We start from the raw sequence: 23488 nt of genomic DNA on the forward strand, positions 1-23488 counted from the left end.
CCCTATATTAGCCCAACGCACTTATTTGGTTACAGGTCGTTAACTTCCATGAAAGACATAGATACACTCATCAGCAACAATGCACTATGGTCAAAAATGCTGGTGGAAGAGGACCCCGGATTTTTTGAGAAACTGGCGCAAGCGCAAAAACCGCGCTTTCTATGGATTGGATGTTCCGACAGCCGCGTTCCCGCAGAGCGTTTAACCGGGCTTGAACCGGGCGAATTGTTTGTTCACCGTAATGTGGCTAACCTGGTTATTCACACCGATCTGAACTGTCTCTCCGTGGTTCAGTATGCGGTAGATGTTCTGGAAGTTGAGCATATTATCATTTGCGGCCACTCCGGTTGCGGCGGTATCAAGGCTGCGGTAGAAAACCCTGAGCTGGGCTTGATTAATAACTGGCTGCTGCATATCCGCGACATCTGGCTTAAACATAGCTCGCTGTTGGGAAAAATGCCCGAAGAGCAACGTCTGGACGCGCTCTATGAATTGAACGTCATGGAACAGGTCTATAACCTGGGGCATTCCACCATTATGCAGTCAGCGTGGAAACGCGGTCAGAATGTGACCATTCACGGCTGGGCGTACAGTATCAATGATGGCCTGCTGCGCGATCTTGACGTCACCGCCACCAACAGAGAAACGCTGGAGAACGGCTATCATAAGGGTATTTCCGCCCTAAGTCTGAAATACATTCCCCACCAATAAGCCATTAGCTATAGGCCGGATAAGTCGCTTTAGCGACGCCATCCGGCATTTCTGCGCTTACTCGTCCAGCAGCACCACTTTACCAACATACGGTAGATGGCGATAACGCTGAGCGTAGTCGATACCGTAACCGACTACAAATTCGTCCGGAATCGAAAAGCCAACGAACTCAACCGGCACGTCCACTTCGCGACGAGACGGTTTATCCAGCAGCGTACAAATCGCCAGCGATTTCGGCTCGCGCAGGCCCAGGATTTCACGGACCTTCGACAGCGTATTACCGGAATCAATAATGTCTTCGACAATCAGCACGTCTTTACCACGGATATCCTCATCCAGATCTTTGAGGATTTTCACGTCGCGGGTGGTGGACATACCGCTACCATAACTGGAGGCGGTCATAAAATCGACTTCATGAGGAACCTGAACTTCACGGCACAGGTCCGCCATAAACATAAATGAGCCACGCAACAGACCTACCAGCACCATTTCACTGCCGCTGTCTTTATAACGTTCGGTAATCTGACGACCCAGCTCGGCAATACGTGCTTTGATCTCCGCTTCGGGGATCATGACTTCAACAGTATGTTTCATATTTATAACCATATGATTTAAAAACAAATCACTCAATGCCGGTGACTAATAACGCCGCATTGACGCGCAAGGCACGCAGTATAACAGCAAACGTATTCATTCGCGGCATTTGATAAGAAAGCTCATTTTGTGATTACGATCACACATGTTAATTCCTATACTTAATTGCTACTAAAAAATTAACAATTTGGGATGGTGTCTTTTTATGGCAGAAAATAACGCACGATCGCCACGATTACTCGTGACGCTGACGGCCCTCTTTGCAGCACTTTGTGGGCTGTATCTTCTTATCGGAGGTGTCTGGCTGGTTGCTATTGGCGGTTCCTGGTACTACCCCATCGCGGGCCTCGTGATGCTGGTTGTGGCCGGATTGCTATGGCGCAGTAAACGTGCCGCACTGTGGCTGTATGCCGCCCTGCTGCTGGCGACAATGATTTGGGGCGTGTGGGAAGTCGGGTTCGACTTCTGGGCGCTCACGCCGCGTAGCGATATCCTGGTGTTTTTCGGCATCTGGCTAATATTGCCGTTTGTCTGGCATCGGCTGGTGGTTCCTTCCAGCGGCGCAGTAGCGGCGCTGGTCGTGGCGCTGCTGATTAGCGGCGGCATTCTGACCTGGGCTGGCTTCAACGACCCGCAGGAGATCAACGGTACGCTTCGCGCCGACGCCACGCCCGCCGCAACAAGCTCGTCGATCGCCGACGAAGACTGGCCGGCCTATGGACGTAATCAGGAAGGCCAACGCTATTCGCCGCTGAAACAGATCACTGCGGATAACGTTCACCAACTGAAAGAAGCGTGGGTCTTCCGCACCGGCGATCTGAAACAACCCAACGATCCGGGCGAAATCACCAACGAAGTGACCCCGATTAAAGTCGGCGATACGCTTTATCTGTGTACAGCTCACCAGCGACTGTTCGCGCTGGACGCCGCCAGCGGTAAAGAGAAGTGGCATTTTGATCCTCAGTTGAAGACCGATTCGTCTTTCCAGCATGTGACCTGCCGCGGCGTCTCTTATCATGAGGCCAAAGCGGATACCGCCTCGCCGGAGGTCATCGCCGACTGTCCGCGCCGCATTATCCTCCCGGTCAATGACGGTCGCCTTTTCGCGGTGAATGCCGAAACCGGCAAGCTGTGTGAAACCTTCGCCAATAAAGGCGTCCTGAATCTGCAAACCAATATGCCGGACACCACGCCGGGACTGTATGAACCGACGTCGCCGCCGATTATCACCGATAAAACGATTGTCATTGCCGGTTCGGTCACGGATAACTTCTCTACCCGCGAAACGTCCGGCGTTATCCGTGGTTTTGATGTTAATACCGGTAAACTACTGTGGGCCTTCGATCCAGGGGCGAAAGATCCGAACGCGATTCCAGCCGATGAGCACTCTTTTACCTTTAACTCGCCGAACTCCTGGGCGCCTGCCGCCTATGATGCGAAACTGGATCTGGTCTATCTGCCGATGGGCGTGACCACGCCGGATATCTGGGGCGGTAACCGCACGCCGGAGCAGGAACGTTATGCCAGCTCCATCCTGGCGCTGAATGCCACCACCGGGAAACTGGCCTGGAGTTATCAGACCGTCCATCACGATCTGTGGGATATGGACCTGCCGGCACAGCCGACGCTGGCAGATATTACCGTTGACGGTACTACCGTTCCGGTTATCTATGCGCCAGCGAAAACCGGTAATATCTTTGTGCTCGACAGACGTAATGGCGAGCTGGTCGTGCCCGCCCCGGAAAAACCGGTCCCACAGGGCGCGGCAAAAGGCGATTACGTCGCCAAAACTCAGCCGTTCTCTGATTTAACCTTCCGCCCGAAAAAAGATCTCTCCGGCGCGGATATGTGGGGCGCGACCATGTTCGACCAACTGGTGTGCCGCGTTATGTTCCACCAGTTGCGCTATGAAGGTATCTTCACCCCGCCGTCCGAGCAGGGGACATTGGTATTCCCTGGCAACCTGGGGATGTTTGAATGGGGCGGTATTTCCGTCGATCCAGACCGTCAGGTTGCTATCGCTAACCCGATGGCGCTGCCGTTTGTCTCGAAGCTGATCCCACGCGGCCCTGGCAATCCAATGGAGCCGCCGAAAGACGCGAAAGGTACCGGAACAGAAGCGGGTATTCAGCCACAGTACGGCGTACCGTTCGGCGTCACGCTGAATCCGTTCCTTTCGCCGTTTGGCCTGCCGTGTAAACAACCGGCCTGGGGCTATATTTCCGCGTTGGATCTGAAGACCAATGAAATCGTATGGAAGAAACGTATAGGGACGCCGCGCGACAGTATGCCGTTCCCGATGCCGGTTCCGGTGCCGTTCAACATGGGGATGCCCATGCTCGGCGGGCCAATCTCAACCGCCGGTAACGTGCTGTTCATTGCCGCGACCGCCGACAACTACCTGCGCGCTTATAACATGAGCAACGGGGAAAAACTGTGGCAGGGACGTTTACCCGCCGGAGGCCAGGCAACGCCGATGACCTATGAGGTAAACGGTAAGCAGTACGTGGTCGTTTCTGCCGGAGGCCACGGTTCGTTTGGTACGAAGATGGGCGACTATATCGTGGCCTATGCTTTGCCTGACGACGCGAAATAACCATTAATGCCCGGCGTATGCCGGGCATTGTGCCGGGTGGCGGCTTCGCCTTACCCGGCCTGCGTCACAGACATCGGTCAGACCGTAAATCCTAACATCATTCCCGTATCTTCATGTTCTAACAGATGACAGTGCGCCATATAGGCATGTTCCTTCGGCGCGTCGTGATCGAACTTGACCAACACTTCGCTGATACCGCCCTCAACGCGTACCGTATCCTTCCAGCCCGTTCTGTGCGCTGCTGGCGCTTTGCCGTTCTCTGACAGAATACGGAACTGCGTGCCGTGAATATGGAAAGGATGCAGCATCATGTCGCCCACGCCGGAAATGACCCAACGTTCATGTCGGCCTTTTTGCGCCGCGAACATCGGTTTGTTCATATCGAAGACCTGGCCGTTGATAAAGTTAGCGTTATGGAAGTCGAATTTTCCGCCGTGATTCATATTGCCCATCGCGCCATGATTCATCCCGCTGTGATCCATGTTGCCATGATCCATCTCGCCATGCCCCATATTGCCGCCCTGCATATGCGCGTTCATGCTGTCATGATCCATGCCGCTCATCGCCTGAGCGCCATATTTCTTCATCAGCATTTGCATCCCCATCATATCAAGACGCGGGTCCATCGACAGTTTCAGGTTGCGCACCGTCAGCCCTTCCAGCGACGGCAGCGCCGGCATCGTCGTCAACGTATCCGGCAGCGTACCGGAGGCGGTAATCCGCAGCGGCTGGATACGCATCACCGGATGCGGTTTATCAAACGGAGCGATCGCCATTCCCATCTGGCTGACCGGCAGGGTCACCAGGTCAAAGGCTTTCCCGTCGCTGATATCCACCAGCACTTCAAAACGCTCGCCCATTAATAACGGCAGTTCGGTGACTTTCACCGGCTCCGCCAGCAGGCCGCCGTCGCTGGCGATCACATAAAGCGGGCGATTATCGCTGGCGGCGATATTCAGAGAACGCGCATTACAGCCATTTAGCAAGCGCAGACGTAGCCAGCCTTTCGGCGCGGAATGCTGCGGATAGATCGCGCCATTGGTCAGCAGCGTATCGCCAAACCAGCCGACGGCGGCGGTCATAATATCCAGTTGATAATCAATCTGGCCATCGGCGGAGAAACGTTTGTCCTGAATGATCACCGGCACATCGTCGATGCCCCACTGTTTCGGCAGGCGCAATTTGCGAATCTCGTCATCTTCAATCAGCACCAGTCCGGCAAGGCCCATCGCCACCTGGCGCCCGGTTTTGCCGTGTTTGTGCGGATGAATCCAGCAGGTCGCGGCGCGTTGCTGCGGCGTAAACGTCACCGTGCGGGTTCCGCCTGCGGGAATAATCCCCTGCGGGCCGCCGTCGACGATGCCCGGAATCTCCAGACCATGCCAGTGAAGCGTCGTGTCTTCGGCCAGTTGGTTATGGATATCAACGGTCACACTTTTTCCTTTGTGAAGCTGTACCGCTGGCCCCAGCAAATTACCGTTGTAGCCCCAGGTTGTCGCGTTCTTACCGGCGAATGTCGACTGTCCGGCTTTAACAATTAACTGCATACGGTTGCTCGCATCTGCCGTTAACAGGTCAGGAATAGGCAACGCGGGACGTTCGGCGGCAAAAGCGGCGCGGCTCCACAGCGGCAGCGCTGATGCAACCCCCAGCGCCACTGAATATTTTAAGAAATCACGGCGTAACATAATCATTTCCTTATAATGAACAGGCGGGTGTCTAAGCTTAGACCCTGCCCTAACGGGAAGGTCAAGCCAGCAACACGTCTTTACCATTCCTGACAGCAATACAATAAGAATGAAAACGCCGCGACCAATCCTGATAATAAAAGTCGTCGCTACGTTCTCAGTATGCTAACGTTGACTTTCCCTGATGCCGTGGTAGAAGCAATGAAGACGTTTTTCAGACCCGTGTTGTTTGGCAGCCTGATGGCCTTATGCGCAAATAGCTATGCGCTTACTGAATCCGAAGCTGAAGATATGGCCGATTTAACGGCAGTTTTCGTTTTTCTGAAAAATGACTGTGGTTACCAAAATTTACCCAATAGTCAGATTCGCCGTGCGCTGGTCTTTTTTGCCCAGCAAAATCAGTGGGACCTGAGTAACTACGACACCTTCGATATGAAATCGTTGGGCGAAGACAGCTACCGCGATCTTAGCGGCATCGGTATTCCGGTCGCTAAAAAATGCAAAGCTCTGGCCCGCGATTCTCTGAGCCTGTTAGCCTACGTTAAATAATCCTCCGCGATCCTATTGCTGAAATAATGACCGTGCATCCACGGTCATTGTTAGCTATGATGTTGCGCCCTTTTTTTACGGGTGTTAACAATGGAGGTATCAGCCAATGGCCGAAAATACGATGTGGCATGAAACGCTACACGACCAGTTTGGTCAGTACTTTGCCGTAGACAACGTTCTGTATCATGAAAAAACCGATCACCAGGATTTAATCATCTTTGAAAACGCCGCTTTTGGCCGCGTGATGGCGCTGGACGGCGTGGTACAGACCACCGAACGCGACGAGTTTATTTATCATGAAATGATGACCCACGTCCCGCTGCTGGCGCACGGTCATGCGAAACACGTTCTGATTATCGGCGGCGGCGACGGCGCAATGCTACGTGAAGTTACCCGGCATAAAAACGTCGAAACCATCACCATGGTGGAGATCGACGCTGGCGTAGTCTCGTTTTGCCGCCAGTATTTACCTAACCACAATGCCGGCAGCTACGACGATCCGCGCTTTACGCTGGTAATCGACGACGGCGTGAATTTCGTCAATCAGACCCATCAGACCTTTGATGTGATCATTTCCGACTGTACCGATCCGATAGGCCCCGGCGAAAGCCTGTTTACCTCCGCCTTTTATGAAGGCTGTAAGCGTTGCCTGAATCCGGGCGGCATTTTTGTCGCCCAGAACGGCGTGTGCTTCCTGCAACAGGATGAAGCGCTCGATAGCCACCGCAAGCTGAGTCATTACTTCAGCGATGTCGGCTTCTACCAGGCGGCGATTCCGACCTATTACGGCGGCATTATGACCTTCGCCTGGGCGACGGACAACGATGCTCTTCGTCACCTGTCGAGCGAAATTATTCAGGCGCGTTTTCATGCCGCCGGCCTCAAATGTCGCTATTACAACCCGGCTATTCATGCCGCTGCATTTGCGCTACCGCAATATCTACATGACGCACTGTCCGCACAGTGACGTTAAGGAGGTGATAAAAATTGAAAAAGCTGAAACTGCATGGCTTTAACAATCTGACGAAAAGCCTGAGTTTTTGTATTTACGATATCTGCTACGCCAAAACCGCAGAAGAGCGCGATGGCTATATCGCCTATATCGATGAACTCTATAACGCCAACCGACTGACCGAGATCCTGTCGGAGACCTGCTCCATTATCGGCGCAAACATCCTGAACATCGCCCGTCAGGATTATGAACCCCAGGGCGCCAGCGTCACGATTCTGGTTAGCGAAGAGCCAGTCGACCCGAAACTTATCGATCAAACCGAACATCCCGGCCCGCTGCCGGAAACCGTAGTGGCGCACCTCGATAAGAGCCATATCTGCGTGCATACCTATCCGGAAAGCCATCCGGAAGGCGGGCTATGCACCTTTCGCGCCGACATCGAAGTGTCAACCTGCGGGGTGATTTCACCGCTAAAAGCGCTCAATTACCTGATCCACCAGCTAGAGTCCGATATTGTCACCATCGATTACCGCGTGCGCGGCTTTACCCGCGACGTCAACGGTATGAAGCACTTTATCGATCATGAGATTAATTCTATTCAGAATTTTATGTCGGAAGATATGAAGTCGCTGTATGACATGGTGGATGTAAACGTGTATCAGGAAAATATTTTCCATACCAAGATGCTGCTTAAAGAGTTCGATCTTAAGCACTACATGTTTCACACCAAACCGGAAGATCTCACTGAAACCGAACGCCAGGAGATCACCGCCGCGCTGTGGAAAGAGATGCGCGAGATTTACTACGGCCGCAATATTTCTGCGGTCTGATTCACCACTGGCAGCGCCTGACGGCGCTGTCACTCCGGCTGCACCAGCGTTAGCGCAAAAGCGCGCCCTTTCAGTTCAACCTGCGCTGACGGCGGCAGATTGACGTCAGTAATCACATCATTAAAGCGCTCAAGCGGCACCACATTAAAGAGCGAATGCGCGCCATACTTACTGCTGTCCGCCAGCAACACTTTGCGCTGCGCATTAGCAATAATCTCCTGTTTAAGCCCGGCCTTATCTTCCGTTGGGGTCGTCACGCCCGTTTTTACCCCCCATGAATTACAGCTCATAAACGCGATGTTCGGGTAAACGCTGCGTAACAGCTTGCGCCCATGCTCACCGATACAGGACTGACTGCTGTCATCGATACGACCGCCGACAATCGTCACTTCAATTTGCCGGAACTCAGCTAAAAACAGCGCAATATGCAGATCGACGGTGATGACCCGCAGCGGAAGATGGGTTAAGCATTTCGCCAGTTCCATCATTGTCGTACCGGCATCCAGCACGACGGCATCGCCAGCATTGACCAGCGATGCGGCAACGCGTGCGATCGCCCGTTTTTCAGCGGGCGATCGCAGTTGTTTTTCATTGGTGGTGGGCTGGGCGGGTTCAAAACGCCGCAGCGCCACGCCGCCATGACTACGGCTGATCACGCCCTGCTCATCCAGCTTGATCAAATCGCGACGGATAGTGGCTGGCGATGCGTCAACCGCCTCAACCAGCTGTTCTACCGTAACCAGCGTATGGTTTTTCAGATACGCCACAATGAGATCCAGACGGTGTTGTCCTTTCATAACAGGGAATTATGCCAGTTGCATTGCCAGTTTGATCGATACGGCCATGCTCTCAGATTTTGCTTTTCCCGTCCAGGCGATATCAAATGCGGTGCCATGATCGGCAGAAGTCCGGATAAACGGCAGCCCTGCGGTGATATTCACGCCATCATAAAAGCCAAGCAATTTCAACGGGATATGCCCCTGGTCATGATACATCGCCACCACCATATCATACTGTCCCTCATAAGCCTGGAGAAATACAGTATCCGGCGGGCACGGCCCATAAACGTCCATACCTTTTGCGCGGGCATCGGTAATGGCTGGCGTCAGGATACGCGTCTCTTCATCGCCAAACAGGCCATTCTCGCCCGCATGAGGATTCACGCCTGCCACGGCGATACGCGGTTTAACGTAACCCACACGCTTGAGGAAAGTATCAGCAATGCCAATCACCGTTTCGACACGCGCGGTACTTAACGTATCAAGGAATTTACGCAGCGCGATATGCGTTGAAACGTGAATCACTTTTAGTTTATCGGTGTAAAGTACCATCGCGTAATCGCGGCTATGGGTCAGGGTCGCGAGCAGCTCGGTATGGCCCGGATAGTTGTGCCCCGCCAGGTGCAGCGCCTCTTTATTCAGCGGCGCGGTAGCGATAGCCTGTACGTCGCCCCGTAACGCTAACTCGGTGGCGCGCTTCACGCAGCGATACGCTAAATCCCCCGCCTGCGCCTGAACTTTCCCGGCCTCCAGCGCCTCCGGCTGCGCCAGCGGCTCATCAATCACATGAATGATGCCGGGCGCAAAACGCGCTTCGGCGACCCGTTCAATGGCCCGTAACTCGACGTTCGGCGTGATGCCCTTCGCCTGTAAACGTTTCAACGTTGCGAGGCATCCAATAACCACCAGCGGCGCGCCGTTGAGACCGTCTTCGCTTAGCGCTTTAACAATAATTTCCGGCCCAATGCCCGCTGGATCGCCCATGGTAATGGCAACGGTTTTAGTCTCCACAATACATCTCCTCAATATAATAAAGCGCGTCACACAACGTACTGTCTGAACCGAATCCGCCCGCTTTGGTAATGACCGGCAGATCGTCAATTTCGCTGTTTACAAACGTTCCACAGGGAATACAGGGCGCCACCTCGCTCTGAATGCGATAACCTTCAGCGCCAAGCGCGCCGGCGACGGCGGTAGCGATATCGCCGCCGGTCAGAAACAACCCGCCAATCCGCGCCTGCTCGATAATGTTTAACGTGACGACGCCAAGCCGCTGGCTCAGTCGCTCGCCCAATTGCTGACGGCTCATCGCGGATTTTTCGCACAGCGCGTCGATTAGCTGTCGATCTTCTGCGCGACGGCTGGTGCGTAAAATCGTATGTCGATGCTGACTTAACAGCGCGCAGGCCTGCTCTACGACAGACGCGATTTCCTGCTCCGCGCTATCCGACACCATGCGCGCGGCATCAATATCCACGACCTCCGCACGTCCCCGGCACAGCGCATTATCCACCTGACGTCGCGTGGCTTCGCTCATCGAACCGGCCACCACCAGTACCGGCAGCCGCTGCCGGTCTTGCATAAAAAGTTCAACCGGCAACGCATTCGCCAGACCCGCTGCGCCGACGAGCAGCGGCATCGACGGTTGTTCACACGCCGCTTGCGCAATCAACGTCAGGTCCCGCTCTTCCACCGCATCCACGACGATAATCCCTTCGCCCTCAGCCGCATAAGCCGTAAGTAAGGCGCTTAACCCGCCGCGTCGGACATCCTGCAAAAAGACTTCATACACAGGGATCTCACTTTGCAACGCCACTATCTCGGCAATACGGGAAGAGACAATGGGCGTTTTCGGATCGCTGGCAAATTCGGTTTCCAGTAGCGGGACGCCATTAACCAGACATTTTCCTTCAAGCGTCGTGCGTCCGGCCGCAGGGATCGCGGCGGCGATAACGGCCAGTTTTCGCTGACTGGCGCGCATGGCCGCCGTCACTTCGGCGCCGATATTGCCGCGAAATGTGGAGTCGATTTTTTTGTACACCAGCGGCGCTGGCGATGTCTCACACCACGGGGAAAGCGCGGCATAAACGGCAGATGCCGCCTGATCTGCGGGCATCGCCCGGCTTTCGGTGTTAATGACTAACACATCGGCGCGGCGGGACGGTTTTTGCGACGCGCTCAACATGACTTCCGTTCTCGCCCCCTTCTTCGCCAACTGGACGCCGGTATCATTCGATCCGGTAAAATCATCGGCGATAACCATCATTTTCATGCGTTTTTCTCCAAAGAAGCCTGACGCGCCTGTTTTTTTGCAACCCAGGAGGTCAACACTGGCGTCAGGATTGCCGTGGTGATCACCGAGGCGGCAATCAGCGGAGCGGCAGCAGCGGCCACCTCGGCGAGCGAAGGGTCGGCCTGCGCAATAGCCAGCGGCGTCGCAACGGCATTACCCGCGGTGCTGGAGGCCGCCGCCCCGGCAATGCCAGTTCCGCCAACCAGACGATCTGCGCGAATATTAAAGAAACCGCCAACGAACGTTGTCAGCACGCCGAGCAGAATTCCGGCAAGTCCGCCTTGCAGTAACATTTCCAGGTTGATGCCCGCCCCCAGCGCAAAAGCAAAGAAAGGAATGAGCAGCGGGCCGCCTTTGGTCAAAAAATCGCGCATATGAGGATCAAGATTGCCGAGGATCATGCCGACAACTAGCGGAACCAGCACCGCCACCAGCGCCATAATGGGAATGTTCGCCATCCCTGCCGCGCCCAGCGCAATCATCGTAAAGAAAGGGCCATCATTAAGAGACAAAATAGAGATAGCGCCGACGTCGCGCTCATTGCCGAATTCGCCTACCAACGCAGCATAAAGTCCGCCATTTGAATTGCTCATCGCCGCGATAATCGCCACGCCGCTCAGGCCAAAAATACCCTCCGCGCCGAAAAGATGCTCCACGCCCAGGCCAATGCCGATGGCGACAAGCAACTTAGTGAGCGTAATCGTCCCGCCCTGCAATAACGCCTGGGGCGCGGCTTTCACACTGATACCGGCTCCCATACACAGCAGAAAAGCGCCAATCAGCGGCGCCGCGCCGTTTTTAAATAAGGCGGTGGTAAAACCGCCGATCTCAAGCGCCTGTGGAGCGAAGGTATTAATGACTGCGCCAATAACGAGCGGTACGACCATCATGCCGCCGGGTACGCGCTCTATTGCTTTTTTGATGTTCATGGTCTTACCGCCTGTTGCTTGTTGTGATTGAATAAAATCATAACGATTATATTCAATCAAATTAAGATCACAAACGCGTCAGATCACAGTTTTAAAATGATTAATAAAAATCAAAAAATCATTCTGCAATAAAAAAGCCGGGATACTCCCGGCTGGAATGTGTGGTGATTTCGTTTCCACTACCGCCCCCAACTGTCCGTCGACTGGCGTTGCGGGACAATAACGAAGAGAGGGTCAGGCTTTACTGACGAATTCCCGATACGCGGCGACGACCCGTAGAAAATCCTCCATGCCGCACAGGGATAAACTCTCTTCATCGTAATAACTCATCCCCTCTTCCATCTCATCGCCGGAAAAATCCAGCTGATTGGCGCGAATCATCACCTCTTCGCCGTCCATCCAGATCGTGTATTCATGCCCTGCTCGTTGCCAGGAGCGTTCGCTGCCTTTGACCGTACGCGCGGCTTGTTCTACTTCATCCAGTAGCGAGAGATTGTCTTTAACCTCTTCATTAAACCAGTGACCGACCACCTCGTGGCCCATCGACATTCGTACTTTTACCCCTCCGGTAACGTCGCGCAGAAATTCGTAATCCATAATTGTTTTCCTCTGCCCTGGCAATGCGCCAATACCGCATTGCGCCTTGAGGTAATTATCGCAGCACGGTGAAAGAAAAACAGCGGGGCGCACAAAAGATAAAATAAAAATGCCAAAACGGTTTATTATTCATACAGAAAGTCACTCTAGCGCTTCAATATATCTACACGCGCTCCGACAAAGTGCTACGTGCCGCACCGTGGGGTATTGAGTCTCCACGACTGACAAACTCGCCGTTAGCGAAGCGCGATCTGGAAGAGTATTTATTTAATGAATGTGCTTTTCATATGCAGCCGTAATCAATGGCGCAGCCCCACGGCGGAGCAGGTGTTCCGCCGCTATCCCGGCCTTAGCGTCCGTTCCGCCGGCACCAGCCGCAACGCCAAAAAAAGCGTGTCGTGCGGGTTACTTCAGTGGGCTGACGTTATCTGCGTTATGGAGCAGAAACATAAAGACCGGTTGATGGCTGAATATCGTCGTATTATTGAAAATAAGCCCCTGCACGTACTCGATATCCCCGACGACTACCGCTACATGGACCCTGAGCTGGTCAGGCAACTGGAAGAGCTGGTGCCGGAAGTGCTGGGGATATAGGCGTTGCCGCAAGGAAATGTCCATCATCCATCACGCTTACATTCACTTAATCTTCGTTAAGCGAAAACTCGACGACAAATTTCACATCAGGCAGCGCGCCGTTTAGATGAACTTTTATTATGTGCCGGAAGAGCGCAGTCATTAAAAATGGCTGCCCCTCATCCAGTTATAGCATTACCAGCCCGGTGTCCCTCTGGCGTTTTTTCAGAAATCATCAATACCCTGCCCACGCCGACGCCTGCTAGTCTTTCAGACGCTTCCTTATCATCCGGGTCGTTGTCATGAAATTGTTGGCTACTTGATAAGCGCTTTTCAACTAAGCTCCAGCAATGGGCGATATCAGCAGAGAAGCCGTAGTGAGTTGTATTTTTTGTCAGACGGTTGAAGGAAAATTCAGGAAGGATACATTATGTCTGTATTTCGACGAATAATTTATCATAGCGGTTGGTTTATTCTGTTTGGGCCGTTAATAGGCGCAGCCATCGCGATAGGTATCATAAACTTTTTACCCGCCATTATTGGCGGACCAGACTCATTTTTGTTGTATTTCTGCAGAACAATACCAGAATTAGTGATTATTACCGGCTGGATATACAGTCTCCTCCCCGCATGGTTAACCGGTGTCGCCTGCGCGCTGATACCCCTGAAATTATATCAAAAAATAATTAACAGGATGATCCTTTGCGCCATTGCAGGTGGTCTGATCACGACGCTGTTTAATTTTGCGCGATATGGTTTTGACATAAGCATACTACCATTAATATATGGTGAAGTATTGATTATGCTTATTCCAGCGATTGTAGCCGGGGCAATAATGGGCGGGGTAATTACGTATTTGCCGGGGCTACGGGAAGTGAAGCGTAATAATAAATAAGAAGCGCCATTCGGGCCCGGAAATCCGGGCCCGTCTCTGTTACACCGCAGTCTGGAAAATCACGCCGTCCGCTTTCTCAGTGTACTGAGAGAGCTGGTCGAAGTTCAGGTAACGGTAAGTATCCACCGCCGCCAGCTCCGCAGAAGCCGGAAAACGATCTGTCGATGACCTTTTATTATGCGCCGGAAGAGCGCAGTCATTAAAAATGGAGAGTCTCACATCACCAGCCCGGCCCCCCCATCACGGGCATGAGTTCCACAATATTCTCCAGTACCAGTGGCGTGTGGTGATCTGAACTTAATGCCAGTAAAACATCACCTGTGACAACAATTTCTTGGTTTAACAAATCGTCGCCGTACTGTACTTTAACTCTTTCTATGATCTCATCGCTCAACAAGAGTTGCACTTGCCCATTCCAGTCGGCTGTCTGCATGTCGGCATCCTGGACGCAGGTTAACGGTTCTTCGAGTTTAACCACCCAATAACGCTGCGCGCCGCTTTTTTGCTCTGCCAGTATTCCGCGCAATGACACGGTATCGCCTTCCCGCACGCAGCGCTGTTGCCGTTTTTTCGCCATTTCTTCAACCGTTTTGACTGGCAAAATGTCGGTGCTGTGGTTACACCAGGCCAGTGAGCTTTGGCGACTAATGCCCTGAAATTGAGGAACGGGCAACCACCATGTATTATTAGCGTCTTTCTGCAATACCAATACCACATCCAACTTTTTACTATCCTGACTATACCAGTCAGCATCGGCATTGGCTGGTTCGCCACAAAAATAGGCATATTTTTGCGCCGCGCATAGCTGCGTCACCACGAAGGATGGCACAGGCGTATTATTCAGCGTTGTTTTACGATTAAGATCGCCAACGTAGTTTTCACGTACCGCGTCAAGCAGTTGCGTGCGCAACGGATCGCCTTTTTCTACCGGCAGGCAAGCTGCGATGCGCCCGTACTGTTTCACCAGCGCGCGTAATTCCTGTGACTTCAGGTCAACATTCCCGGCAAAGTGGCACTTTGCTTGCTCCGGCGCGCTAAACTCTTCATCCAGGTAAACCGTACTCACCCACCCTTCGGTACCGCTGTCCAGCAGAATACGATCGAAGAGATAATATTTATCATCTTCATCTTTAATATACTGACCGTCAGTATCTTTTAGCAGGCCGCAAAAATAGGCCAGTTCGCGCGTCTCGTTGATTTCAATCCGCTTGATATCGAAGCGGGCGTTTAATAGCCCAACCTCCTCGCGTAGCGTTAATGCAATAGCGCCGCGTGGATTTTCATCAGGCTTCAGCGGGAACATATCTGATGCATATAAATTGCAACAAATCATCATCAACACCAATAAAAAATAACGCATGAACGTGACCGTCGAAAAATTGCATTGAGGGTGCCATAATAGCGCTTTGCGTTATTATCAGTAATCATTTGCTCATGAAAAAGATCGCGTTCGGTTTCCCGTTATTGCTGGCAGTATTGCCTCATCCGGCGCAAGCCAATGAGGCCGTGGCGAATAGTTCATTACATTTACTGGCACAGAGCGATATTCAACTGGCGAAAGAGCGTCTGTTAATTGAACGCGATCGGATTAATGCCGATTATTTGTTTGTGAATCCGACCGCGCAGGATATTACCGTTCCTGTCGTTTTCCCCATGCCGCCGCTGTCATTTAGCGACGTTAACGAAGCCGGTGAAGATTACATCCCCGGCATCCGCAACATTAAAATCCGCGTCGATGGTCAGATCGTGACCCCGCAACCACGCTGGACCGTAGTACTGAATGCTCCGCAGGAAGAGATCACCGATAAACTTCAGCAGGCTGGCTGGACGGTGGAGCAACTGATCGCCGCGCTAAGCGACGGTGAATTTTCGCCTCCGGCGGATCTCCCGGCGCTGCCGCCGGAATGGTTTAAGGATAATCAGCCGCAGTTTACTATCCAGCGCAACTTCATCTGGCAGCAGACCTTTCCGGCGGGGAAAGCGGTGACTATCCACCAGGTTTACACCCCGAGCGTGTCACTCAGCGCGCTAATGTCAACGGATGAGCTGGACAATGACAACACCTGCCCGACGGCGGAAAACCGCCAGCAAATACAGCAAGCGCTGGATCAGTTAATGGCGACGCAAGGCCCGGCAGGCGCTTTGGGGCAAAACCGGATGGATGTAGTGCTAACCGGTGATCCCGCATGGAAAGAGGGGGACATCGGCGAGTTTACGCTGCGCCTTCACGGCGATGCGATCACCACCTGCTTTCAGCCGCCGCTGACGCGGATTAACGCCACTACGCTGGAATTTAAGCAGAAAAATTTCCGGCCTGCGAAAAATCTGGCAGTGACGTTTTATTCTTTATCATCCATGTACGAATGATGGCATAAAACGCTTTACTCACTCAAATCCACGAGCGCATGAAGCGTCTTATAATTAAAAATCCACCAGGTAGAAAGAATTTCACCCTGCTGGTAAAATTCATAATCACTCTCGCCATTTGGCGACTTCAGTTTTATCACCTCCCCCATCTGTTTCCAACGGGCATAAGGTACATTGTTATCCATTAATTTGAGATTCAATGCCACGGGTTCGCAGCGCGCGCACATTTTTGCGTTACCGTCATCGTAAAATGCCATCATCCCGCCGTTAGTAACGTGTAAATACTGTAATTTAGCCGCCGCATCAGCGTTGCCGCATAGCATCAATAGCATTCCTATAACCCCATAACTTTCTCATTCACTTTATTTCCGTTAAGCGAAAAATATTATCCAGTAACAGCGGCGTATGATGCGAGGCGCTCAGCGCCAGAAAAATATCGCCGCCGACGCTGACTTTTTTACCGACCAAATTGTTGAGCCCTTCCCGCTCTTGTGGGGTTAGCACCAGTTGCATCGTCTGGTTCCAGCCAGGCTGCTGCTTATTGGCATCGCGCACGCAGGCAAGGGGGTTATCCGGGGTCAGGGTCCAGTAAGCGGACTCGCCGTCACCCTGCTGGCGAAGCGTGCCGGTGAGGTTAACGGTGTCTCCCTCCACCCTGCACGCCTGCGCCAGTTGCGCTAAATCGGTTTCTCGCAGCGTGCCATCGCTATAGTACCCGCCGCTCACTTTAGATTGTTGTGTCAGCAGGTTGTTTTCCGGCTGCGGGCGCCACACGCCATCCGGGGATTTTTTCAACACGACGCGAAGCCGATTATTGGCGTCATCATGGATAAAAAAACTCGTTTTATCTCCCGTCGCCTTACCCAAAAAGTAAGCATAATCTTCCGTGGCGCAAAGGTCTTCGACGATAAATTTTACCGTCGGCAGCGGGCCGTTAAGGGTTAAGCTATTGCTGTCGCCAATATAACTGGCGCGCAGGCCGTTCAGAATATCGCTTCGCAGCGGGTCGCTGGCTTTTACCGGCTGGCAAATATTTTTGCGCCCTTGCGCGGCGACCTGCTCACGTAAGAGCGCAGACGTTAACGGTACGTTTTTACCATAATGGCAGTGAACATCCTGCGGCGAAGCAATGGTTTTATCAAAGCGCACAACGCTGCCCCAACTCCAGCGATAACCTATCGCCATCACGCGGTCATAAAGATGATATTGATTTTGCCCATCCGTCAGAAAATTATCGTTTTTGTCTTTTATTAAGCCACAAACGTAAGCAATGCTACTGTTTGCTTCAATCCGCCGCAGGTTAAACAGCCCATCCTCAAGCCCTTCTTCATCGCGCAGCGACAGGGCAATATATTTGCGCCAGGTATCACCTTGTGGCAATGGTTTTATTTCTTCGGCAAATATATTTTGGCAAATTATTAATAATAAAAATAAATAATACCGCATTTTTCTTCCCTCGAAAAACGGCACTCGCCGGATTATGATAATGATTATGTTTCGGACATGGAATGCACCGGTATGACATATTTTAAGTGGCTGAGCGTACTCCTGTGTTTTATTACCAGTTATCATGCTTATGCAAACGACTCGGCGGTCGGGGAAACCAATGGTTCCATTGAATTTCTGCAACAAAATGAGATCAGCATGGCGAAAGAGCGATTGTTGATTGCCAGCGATCGTATCAATGTCGATTATGTATTTATTAATCATTCGGCGCAGGATATTACCGTTCCGGTAGCCTTTCCGATGCCGGCTATTTCCCAACAATATATGGGAGATCGCACAGAAGGTATTGCCAACTTTAAGATCAGCGTGGACGGTAAACCGGTTAAAAGCGAGTCCCGCTGGCGAGTCATCCATGACTTAGGCGGTAAAGGTGAAGAAGACATTACGGCGAAACTACTGCAAACCGGCTGGACGATCCCACAGCTACGCCATGTCCTCAATCGCGAGGGCAAAGCCTCTATTGAAGAAGGATATAAAGAGGGAAAACAGCAATTACCGTCAGAGTGGTTTGATGACGGCTATCTGAATATTGCCGTTCAACAATATTTTATCTGGCAACAACGTTTTCCGGCGGGCAAGGAGATCGTTATTCACCACTCATACACGCCCAGTAAATCCACCGGCGTGCCTGACAGCCTTGACAGTCTTCTTGGTGATGAGCTCGGCGATCAATGCCTGACCGCCGCCACTCGCAAGGCGTTAAAACAGCTGGATGCAGGAATAAAATATAAAAACGAAGACGGTAGCGCGAATATCGGCTGGGGCTATCTGGGCTATATTCTGAAAACTGGCGCTAACTGGAAAGAGGGTGTCATTGGCGACTTTACCTTGCGCATTCATAAGAAGGATGAGACTGAAGTGGTTGTCCCCTGCTTTAATTACCCGCTAAAACAAATTGATCCGTTAACCCTGGAGTTTAAACAAAAAAACTTCAAGCCCGATGAAAACCTGGATATCCATTTTTATTACGATTCTTCGCTGTAAAAACTGGCCCGGAAATCCGGGCCAGTCACTTTTACACCGCAGTCTGGAAAATCACCCCATCTGCTTTCTCAGTGTACTGAGAGAGCTGGTCGAAGTTCAGATAACGGTAGGTATCCACCGCCGTCTTATCCACCTGCGCCACGTAGGTCTGGTACTCTTCCGGCGTCGGCAGTTTGCCGATAAGCGCCGCAACCGCCGCCAGCTCCGCAGAGGCCAGGAAGACGTTCGCACCGGTACCTAAACGGTTCGGGAAGTTACGGGTTGAAGTCGAGACGACCGTCGCACCGTCAGCCACACGCGCCTGGTTACCCATACACAGGGAACAGCCAGGGATCTCAATACGCGCGCCGCTCTTACCGAACACGCTGTAGTAACCTTCTTCGGTCAGCTGCGCGGCATCCATACGGGTTGGCGGCGCTACCCACAGGCGGGTTGGCAACTGGCCTTTGTGGTTATCCAGCAGCTTACCAGCCGCGCGGAAATGGCCGATGTTGGTCATGCAGGAACCGATGAACACTTCGTCGATCTTCTCGCCCTGCACGTCAGACAGCAGACGCGCGTCGTCCGGATCGTTCGGCGCACACAGGATTGGCTCTTTGATATCCGCCAGATCGATGTCGATCACCGCCGCGTACTCTGCGTCAGCATCGGCTTCCAGCAGCTGCGGATCCGCCAGCCATTTTTCCATGCCCTGGATACGGCGTTCCAGCGTACGACGGTCGCCGTAGCCTTCCGCAATCATCCACTTCAGCAGGACGATGTTGGAGGTCAGGTATTCAATGATCGGCTCTTTGTTCAGCTTGATGGTACAACCCGCAGCGGAACGCTCGGCGGACGCATCGGTCAGCTCAAACGCCTGCTCAACTTTCAGATCCGGCAGACCTTCGATTTCCAGGATGCGGCCAGAGAAGATGTTTTTCTTGCCTTTCTTCTCAACGGTCAGCAGGCCCTGTTTGATGGCGTACAGCGGGATGGCATGGACCAGATCGCGCAGGGTGATGCCCGGCTGCATTTTGCCTTTGAAGCGCACCAGCACGGATTCCGGCATATCCAGCGGCATCACGCCGGTCGCGGCGGCAAACGCCACCAGACCAGAACCCGCCGGGAAAGAGATACCAATCGGGAAACGGGTATGGGAGTCACCGCCGGTACCGACGGTATCCGGCAGCAGCATACGGTTCAGCCAGGAGTGGATCACTCCGTCGCCCGGACGCAGGGAGACACCGCCACGGTTCATAATGAAGTCTGGCAGCGTGTGGTGCGTGGTGACGTCAACCGGCTTCGGATAGGCTGCGGTGTGACAGAACGACTGCATGACCAGATCGGCGGAGAATCCCAGACAGGCCAGGTCTTTCAGCTCATCGCGGGTCATCGGGCCGGTAGTATCCTGAGAACCGACGGAGGTCATTTTCGGTTCGCAGTACGCGCCCGGACGGATACCTTTCACGCCGCAGGCGCGACCGACCATTTTCTGCGCCAGAGAGAAGCCACGGCTGCTTTCCGCCACGTCTTTTGCCTGACGGAAAACGTCTGAGTGCGGCAGCCCCAGCGCTTCACGCGCTTTGGTGGTCAGGCCACGGCCGATAATCAGCGGAATACGACCACCGGCACGCACTTCGTCGATCAGCACGTCGGTTTTCAGTTCGAAGGTTGCCAGTAGCTCGCCGGTTTCGTGGTTACGCACTTCGCCTTTGTACGGGTAGACGTCAATCACATCGCCCATATTCAGGTTAGAAACGTCAACTTCAATCGGCAGCGCGCCCGCATCTTCCATAGTGTTAAAGAAGATAGGCGCAATTTTGCCGCCGAGGCACAGGCCGCCGCCGCGCTTATTCGGCACGTTCGGGATGTCATCGCCCATGAACCACAGCACGGAGTTGGTCGCGGATTTACGGGAAGAACCGGTGCCCACCACGTCACCCACGTAAGCCAGCGGGTAGCCTTTTTTCTGCAATGCTTCGATTTGTTTGATCGGGCCGACAACGCCTGGCTGATCCGGCTCAATGCCTTCACGGGCGTTTTTCAGCATCGCCTGCGCATGTAACGGGATATCCGGTCTCGACCACGCATCCGGCGCCGGAGAGAGATCGTCGGTATTCGTTTCGCCGGTCACTTTGAATACGGTGACGGTGATTTTTTCCGCCAGCGGCGGACGGCTCAGGAACCATTCGGCGTCGGCCCAGGATTGCATCACCTGTTTGGCGTATTCATTGCCCGCTTTGGCTTTCTCTTCTACGTCGTAGAAGTTATCGAACATCAGCAGGGTGTGAGACAGCGCTTTGGCCGCAATCGGCGCCAGTTTCGCATCGTCCAGCGCATCAATCAGCGGATGAATGTTGTAACCACCCTGCATGGTGCCCAGCAGTTCAATGGCTTTTTCTGGGGAGACCAGCGGGGAGGTGGTGTCGCCTTTCGCGACAGCAGCGAGAAAACCGGCTTTAACATAAGCGGCTTCATCTACGCCAGGAGGAACGCGGTTGATCAACAGGTCTAACAGGAATTCTTCTTCGCCCACAGGCGGGGTCTTCAGCAGCTCGACAAGCGCAGCCATTTGGGTTGCGTCTAAAGGTTTTGGCACAATCCCCTGGGCAGCACGCTCAGCTACGTGCTTACGGTATTCTTCTAGCACGACGATATCTCCTCGCTCTCATTGTCATAATGCGGCGCTTTTGTTGATGGGCGATTCTCTTCACGCTCCTGTGAGACAGTAGTTAGTAGGGTAAATGCCCGGTACCGCATAAGGCACAATAACAGGATTTTCTTTAAGTGTTAATCTGTTTACAAAAAAGCAACATAAAAAAGTGGCTGAATCGTTAAGGATGGTCTAATGCTCTACTGAGGCGGGAGCTGCAGCCATAAATGCTTACCTCATTTCGTGCTTTGATCGTCACGTAACGTTACCGATCCCAACATTAGCTAAAAATTAAACTATCGTCCCTTTATACTCACGCGAAACTGCACCCCGTCGGCGGCAGGCATAATGACCATAGCGATTCTCTGGAATCGGGAGAGATAAAATGACGTTGCCCTTTAAACCCCATCTCATTGCCCTTGTGTGCAGTGCCGGGTTATTTGCCGCTTCGGGCGTACTGTATGTTAAAAGCCGCGCTCCCGAAGCGCCCGCGCAGGCGGCGGCTCCCGCCCCTGAGCCAACGCAGACCGCTGTGCCCGCGCCTGTCGCGAAAACGACCTTTACCACTGCGCAAATCGATCAATGGGTCGCGCCTGTCGCGCTTTATCCCGATGCCCTGCTTTCGCAGGTGCTCATGGCCTCCACCTACCCGGCGAACGTGGTTCAGGCCGTCCAGTGGTCGCGAGATAACCCCACGCTGCAGGGCGATGCCGCTATTCAGGCGGTGACCAGCCAACCGTGGGACCCCAGCGTCAAATCGCTGGTCGCCTTTCCCCAGTTGATGGCGCTTATGGGCGAGAATCCGCAATGGGTGCAAAACCTGGGCGATGCGTTCTTAGCCCAGCCACAGGATGTGATGGATGCGGTGCAAAAGTTGCGTCTACTCGCTCAACAAACAGGTTCGCTAAAATCAACGCCGCAGCAAACCGTTACCAGCGTGCCGAAGTCCAGCGCTTCTACCGCCGTCACGACGACAACCACCACATCCACCAGTACGCCAGCGACACCGTCGACCGTCATCAAAATTGAACCCGCGAATCCGCAGGTGGTGTACGTGCCGAACTATAACCCCGCGACGGTGTATGGCGCCTGGCCCAATACCGCTTATCCGCCGGTGTATTTACCGCCCCCTCCGGGGCAGCAGTTTGCCGATAGTTTTGTTAAAGGTTTTGGTTATAGTCTGGGCGTCGCCACCACCTATGCGTTGTTCAGCAGCATAGACTGGGATGACGACGATCATCACCACCATGACGACGACTATCATGATGATGATTACCATCATGGTGGTAACGGTTATCAACACAATGGCGATAATATCAACATCAATGTCAATAATTTCAACCGGATATCCGGGCAAAACCTGCCGGGCCAAACGATAGGCTGGCAGCATAATCCCGCCTGGCGCAATGGCGTCCCCTATCCGAATAATACCGTTGCGCAACGGTTCCATCCCACCAATGTTAGCGGCGGGTTAAGCGCAACGCAGCAAGCGCCAGTGTCTCGCGACAGTCAGCGCCAGGCGGCCATGGCGCAATTTCAACAGCGCAGCCATACGGCCAACGCTTCTTTGCCAGCGCCAGGCACCCGCGATGCCCAGCGTAAGGCGGCATCGCAGCAGTTAAATCAAATTGCCCAGCGTAATAATTACCGTGGCTATGACGGAACACAAAACAGCAGTCGTCGCGAGGCGGCGCAGCAGACACTGAATAAATCCACCACGCAGCAGCATCGTTCCGAGCTGAAGGCTAAAGCCCAGCAGCACCCTGTTTCACAACAGCAGAGAGACACCGCCCGCCAGCGTATTGAATCCTCTACGCCGCAGCAGCGTCAGGCATTTCGCCAGAATATGCACGCCAATGTGTTTAGCGGGAACGACAGTCGATCGCCGTCATGGCAATCGCAACAGCTACGCGGCCTGGAAAGCCGTCGCGGCAGTCACTTAAACACCGAGCAACGCGCCGCCGCGCGGGAACATTTTTCTGAACATCATGAATTTCATCGCCGTTAACCGGA

21 protein-coding genes and 1 pseudogene are annotated in these 23488 nt (G+C 53.2%); 10 read left to right on the forward strand and 12 right to left on the reverse strand.

Annotated elements, in window-relative coordinates; translation table 11 throughout:
* The first annotated feature begins 48 nt into the window (after positions 1 to 48).
* Positions 49 to 711 (forward strand): carbonate dehydratase, encoded by a 663-nt coding sequence (gene can / locus ABVN44_RS17735; protein ID WP_000651591.1) that lies wholly within the window; start codon positions 49 to 51, stop codon positions 709 to 711.
* Between the two features lie 57 nt (positions 712 to 768).
* Here the strand turns inward: can and hpt are convergent, their stop codons facing one another.
* Complete coding sequence (gene hpt, locus ABVN44_RS17740) at positions 769 to 1305, reverse strand: hypoxanthine phosphoribosyltransferase (RefSeq protein ID WP_000683342.1); 537 nt, start codon at positions 1303 to 1305, stop codon at positions 769 to 771.
* Positions 1306 to 1510: 205 nt separating this feature from the next.
* On the opposite strand from hpt, the gene ABVN44_RS17745 reads away from it, so the two are divergent.
* Positions 1511 to 3901, forward strand: a complete 2391-nt coding sequence (locus tag ABVN44_RS17745) for a glucose/quinate/shikimate family membrane-bound PQQ-dependent dehydrogenase (RefSeq protein WP_023138984.1) — start codon at positions 1511 to 1513, stop codon at positions 3899 to 3901.
* Between the two features lie 77 nt (positions 3902 to 3978).
* Here the strand turns inward: ABVN44_RS17745 and cueO are convergent, their stop codons facing one another.
* Complete coding sequence (gene cueO / locus ABVN44_RS17750; RefSeq protein ID WP_000946058.1) at positions 3979 to 5589, reverse strand: multicopper oxidase CueO; 1611 nt, start codon at positions 5587 to 5589, stop codon at positions 3979 to 3981.
* A gap of 201 nt (positions 5590 to 5790) precedes the next feature.
* Here cueO and ABVN44_RS17755 point away from each other — a divergent pair, with 201 nt between their 5' ends.
* The 3 genes from ABVN44_RS17755 to speD all read left to right on the forward strand — a co-directional run bounded on the left by ABVN44_RS17755 (position 5791) and on the right by speD (position 7920).
* Complete coding sequence (locus ABVN44_RS17755; protein WP_000846613.1) at positions 5791 to 6138, forward strand: YacC family pilotin-like protein; 348 nt, start codon at positions 5791 to 5793, stop codon at positions 6136 to 6138.
* 106 nt (positions 6139 to 6244) lie between these two features.
* Positions 6245 to 7105 (forward strand): polyamine aminopropyltransferase, encoded by an 861-nt coding sequence (gene speE, locus ABVN44_RS17760; RefSeq protein WP_000829968.1) that lies wholly within the window; start codon positions 6245 to 6247, stop codon positions 7103 to 7105.
* 20 nt (positions 7106 to 7125) lie between these two features.
* Complete coding sequence (gene speD / locus ABVN44_RS17765; RefSeq protein ID WP_000734293.1) at positions 7126 to 7920, forward strand: adenosylmethionine decarboxylase; 795 nt, start codon at positions 7126 to 7128, stop codon at positions 7918 to 7920.
* A 29-nt stretch (positions 7921 to 7949) separates the two neighbouring features.
* Here speD and ABVN44_RS17770 read toward each other — a convergent pair whose 3' ends face one another.
* The 5 genes from ABVN44_RS17770 to yacL all read right to left on the reverse strand — a co-directional run bounded on the left by ABVN44_RS17770 (position 7950) and on the right by yacL (position 12518).
* Positions 7950 to 8717, reverse strand: a complete 768-nt coding sequence (locus ABVN44_RS17770) for a DeoR/GlpR family DNA-binding transcription regulator (RefSeq protein WP_000678254.1) — start codon at positions 8715 to 8717, stop codon at positions 7950 to 7952.
* Positions 8718 to 8726: 9 nt separating this feature from the next.
* The gene (locus ABVN44_RS17775; RefSeq protein WP_000448745.1) at positions 8727 to 9710 is read right to left on the reverse strand and encodes a D-threonate 4-phosphate dehydrogenase; all 984 of its coding nucleotides are present in this window, start codon (positions 9708 to 9710) and stop codon (positions 8727 to 8729) included.
* Positions 9700 to 10971 carry a D-threonate kinase gene (locus ABVN44_RS17780; protein WP_000783302.1) on the reverse strand — a complete coding sequence of 424 codons (1272 nt, stop codon included), beginning with the start codon at positions 10969 to 10971 and terminating at the stop codon, positions 9700 to 9702. Before ABVN44_RS17780 ends, ABVN44_RS17775 begins: the two co-directional genes overlap by 11 nt.
* The gene (locus ABVN44_RS17785) at positions 10968 to 11921 is read right to left on the reverse strand and encodes a 2-keto-3-deoxygluconate permease 1 (protein ID WP_001022089.1); all 954 of its coding nucleotides are present in this window, start codon (positions 11919 to 11921) and stop codon (positions 10968 to 10970) included. The genes ABVN44_RS17780 and ABVN44_RS17785 overlap by 4 nt, the downstream gene beginning before the upstream one ends.
* 234 nt (positions 11922 to 12155) lie before the next feature.
* On the reverse strand, positions 12156 to 12518 hold the full coding sequence (gene yacL / locus ABVN44_RS17790; RefSeq protein ID WP_000384308.1) for a protein YacL: 363 nt from the start codon (positions 12516 to 12518) through the stop codon (positions 12156 to 12158).
* Positions 12519 to 12788: 270 nt separating this feature from the next.
* Between yacL and ABVN44_RS17795 the strand changes: the two genes are divergently transcribed.
* Positions 12789 to 13112, forward strand: a complete 324-nt coding sequence (locus ABVN44_RS17795; protein WP_001101536.1) for a low molecular weight protein tyrosine phosphatase family protein — start codon at positions 12789 to 12791, stop codon at positions 13110 to 13112.
* Between the two features lie 409 nt (positions 13113 to 13521).
* Positions 13522 to 13986 (forward strand): membrane protein, encoded by a 465-nt coding sequence (locus ABVN44_RS17800; protein WP_000110437.1) that lies wholly within the window; start codon positions 13522 to 13524, stop codon positions 13984 to 13986.
* A gap of 39 nt (positions 13987 to 14025) precedes the next feature.
* Here the strand turns inward: ABVN44_RS17800 and ABVN44_RS17805 are convergent.
* Positions 14026 to 14118 (reverse strand): annotated as a pseudogene (locus ABVN44_RS17805) (hypothetical protein); the annotation flags it as partial.
* Positions 14119 to 14206: 88 nt separating this feature from the next.
* Positions 14207 to 15346, reverse strand: coding sequence for a DUF4431 domain-containing protein (locus ABVN44_RS17810; protein WP_023232460.1), 1140 nt, complete (start codon positions 15344 to 15346; stop codon positions 14207 to 14209).
* A 74-nt stretch (positions 15347 to 15420) separates the two neighbouring features.
* Here ABVN44_RS17810 and ABVN44_RS17815 point away from each other — a divergent pair, with 74 nt between their 5' ends.
* Positions 15421 to 16353, forward strand: a complete 933-nt coding sequence (locus ABVN44_RS17815; RefSeq protein ID WP_023232459.1) for a DUF4424 family protein — start codon at positions 15421 to 15423, stop codon at positions 16351 to 16353.
* Positions 16354 to 16367: 14 nt separating this feature from the next.
* Here the strand turns inward: ABVN44_RS17815 and ABVN44_RS17820 are convergent, their stop codons facing one another.
* Together ABVN44_RS17820 and ABVN44_RS17825 are read right to left on the reverse strand one after the other, a co-directional pair.
* Entirely contained in the window at positions 16368 to 16685 is a 318-nt protein-coding gene (locus ABVN44_RS17820) for a hypothetical protein (protein WP_023200587.1), read from the reverse strand.
* Between the two features lie 25 nt (positions 16686 to 16710).
* Positions 16711 to 17733 carry a DUF4431 domain-containing protein gene (locus ABVN44_RS17825; RefSeq protein WP_223156447.1) on the reverse strand — a complete coding sequence of 341 codons (1023 nt, stop codon included), beginning with the start codon at positions 17731 to 17733 and terminating at the stop codon, positions 16711 to 16713.
* Positions 17734 to 17871: 138 nt separating this feature from the next.
* On the opposite strand from ABVN44_RS17825, the gene ABVN44_RS17830 reads away from it, so the two are divergent.
* Positions 17872 to 18843 (forward strand): DUF4424 family protein, encoded by a 972-nt coding sequence (locus tag ABVN44_RS17830; protein ID WP_020839585.1) that lies wholly within the window; start codon positions 17872 to 17874, stop codon positions 18841 to 18843.
* Positions 18844 to 18874: 31 nt separating this feature from the next.
* On the opposite strand, the gene acnB is transcribed toward ABVN44_RS17830, so the two are convergent.
* Positions 18875 to 21472, reverse strand: coding sequence for a bifunctional aconitate hydratase 2/2-methylisocitrate dehydratase (gene acnB, locus ABVN44_RS17835; RefSeq protein WP_023138991.1), 2598 nt, complete (start codon positions 21470 to 21472; stop codon positions 18875 to 18877).
* Positions 21473 to 21860: 388 nt separating this feature from the next.
* On the opposite strand from acnB, the gene ABVN44_RS17840 reads away from it, so the two are divergent.
* Positions 21861 to 23483 carry a DUF3300 domain-containing protein gene (locus ABVN44_RS17840; RefSeq protein WP_063054270.1) on the forward strand — a complete coding sequence of 541 codons (1623 nt, stop codon included), beginning with the start codon at positions 21861 to 21863 and terminating at the stop codon, positions 23481 to 23483.
* Positions 23484 to 23488: the final 5 nt, after the last annotated feature.

This window comes from Salmonella sp. SJTUF15570 (assembly GCF_043357055.1).
In the GTDB taxonomy this organism is placed as follows: domain Bacteria; phylum Pseudomonadota; class Gammaproteobacteria; order Enterobacterales; family Enterobacteriaceae; genus Salmonella; species Salmonella enterica.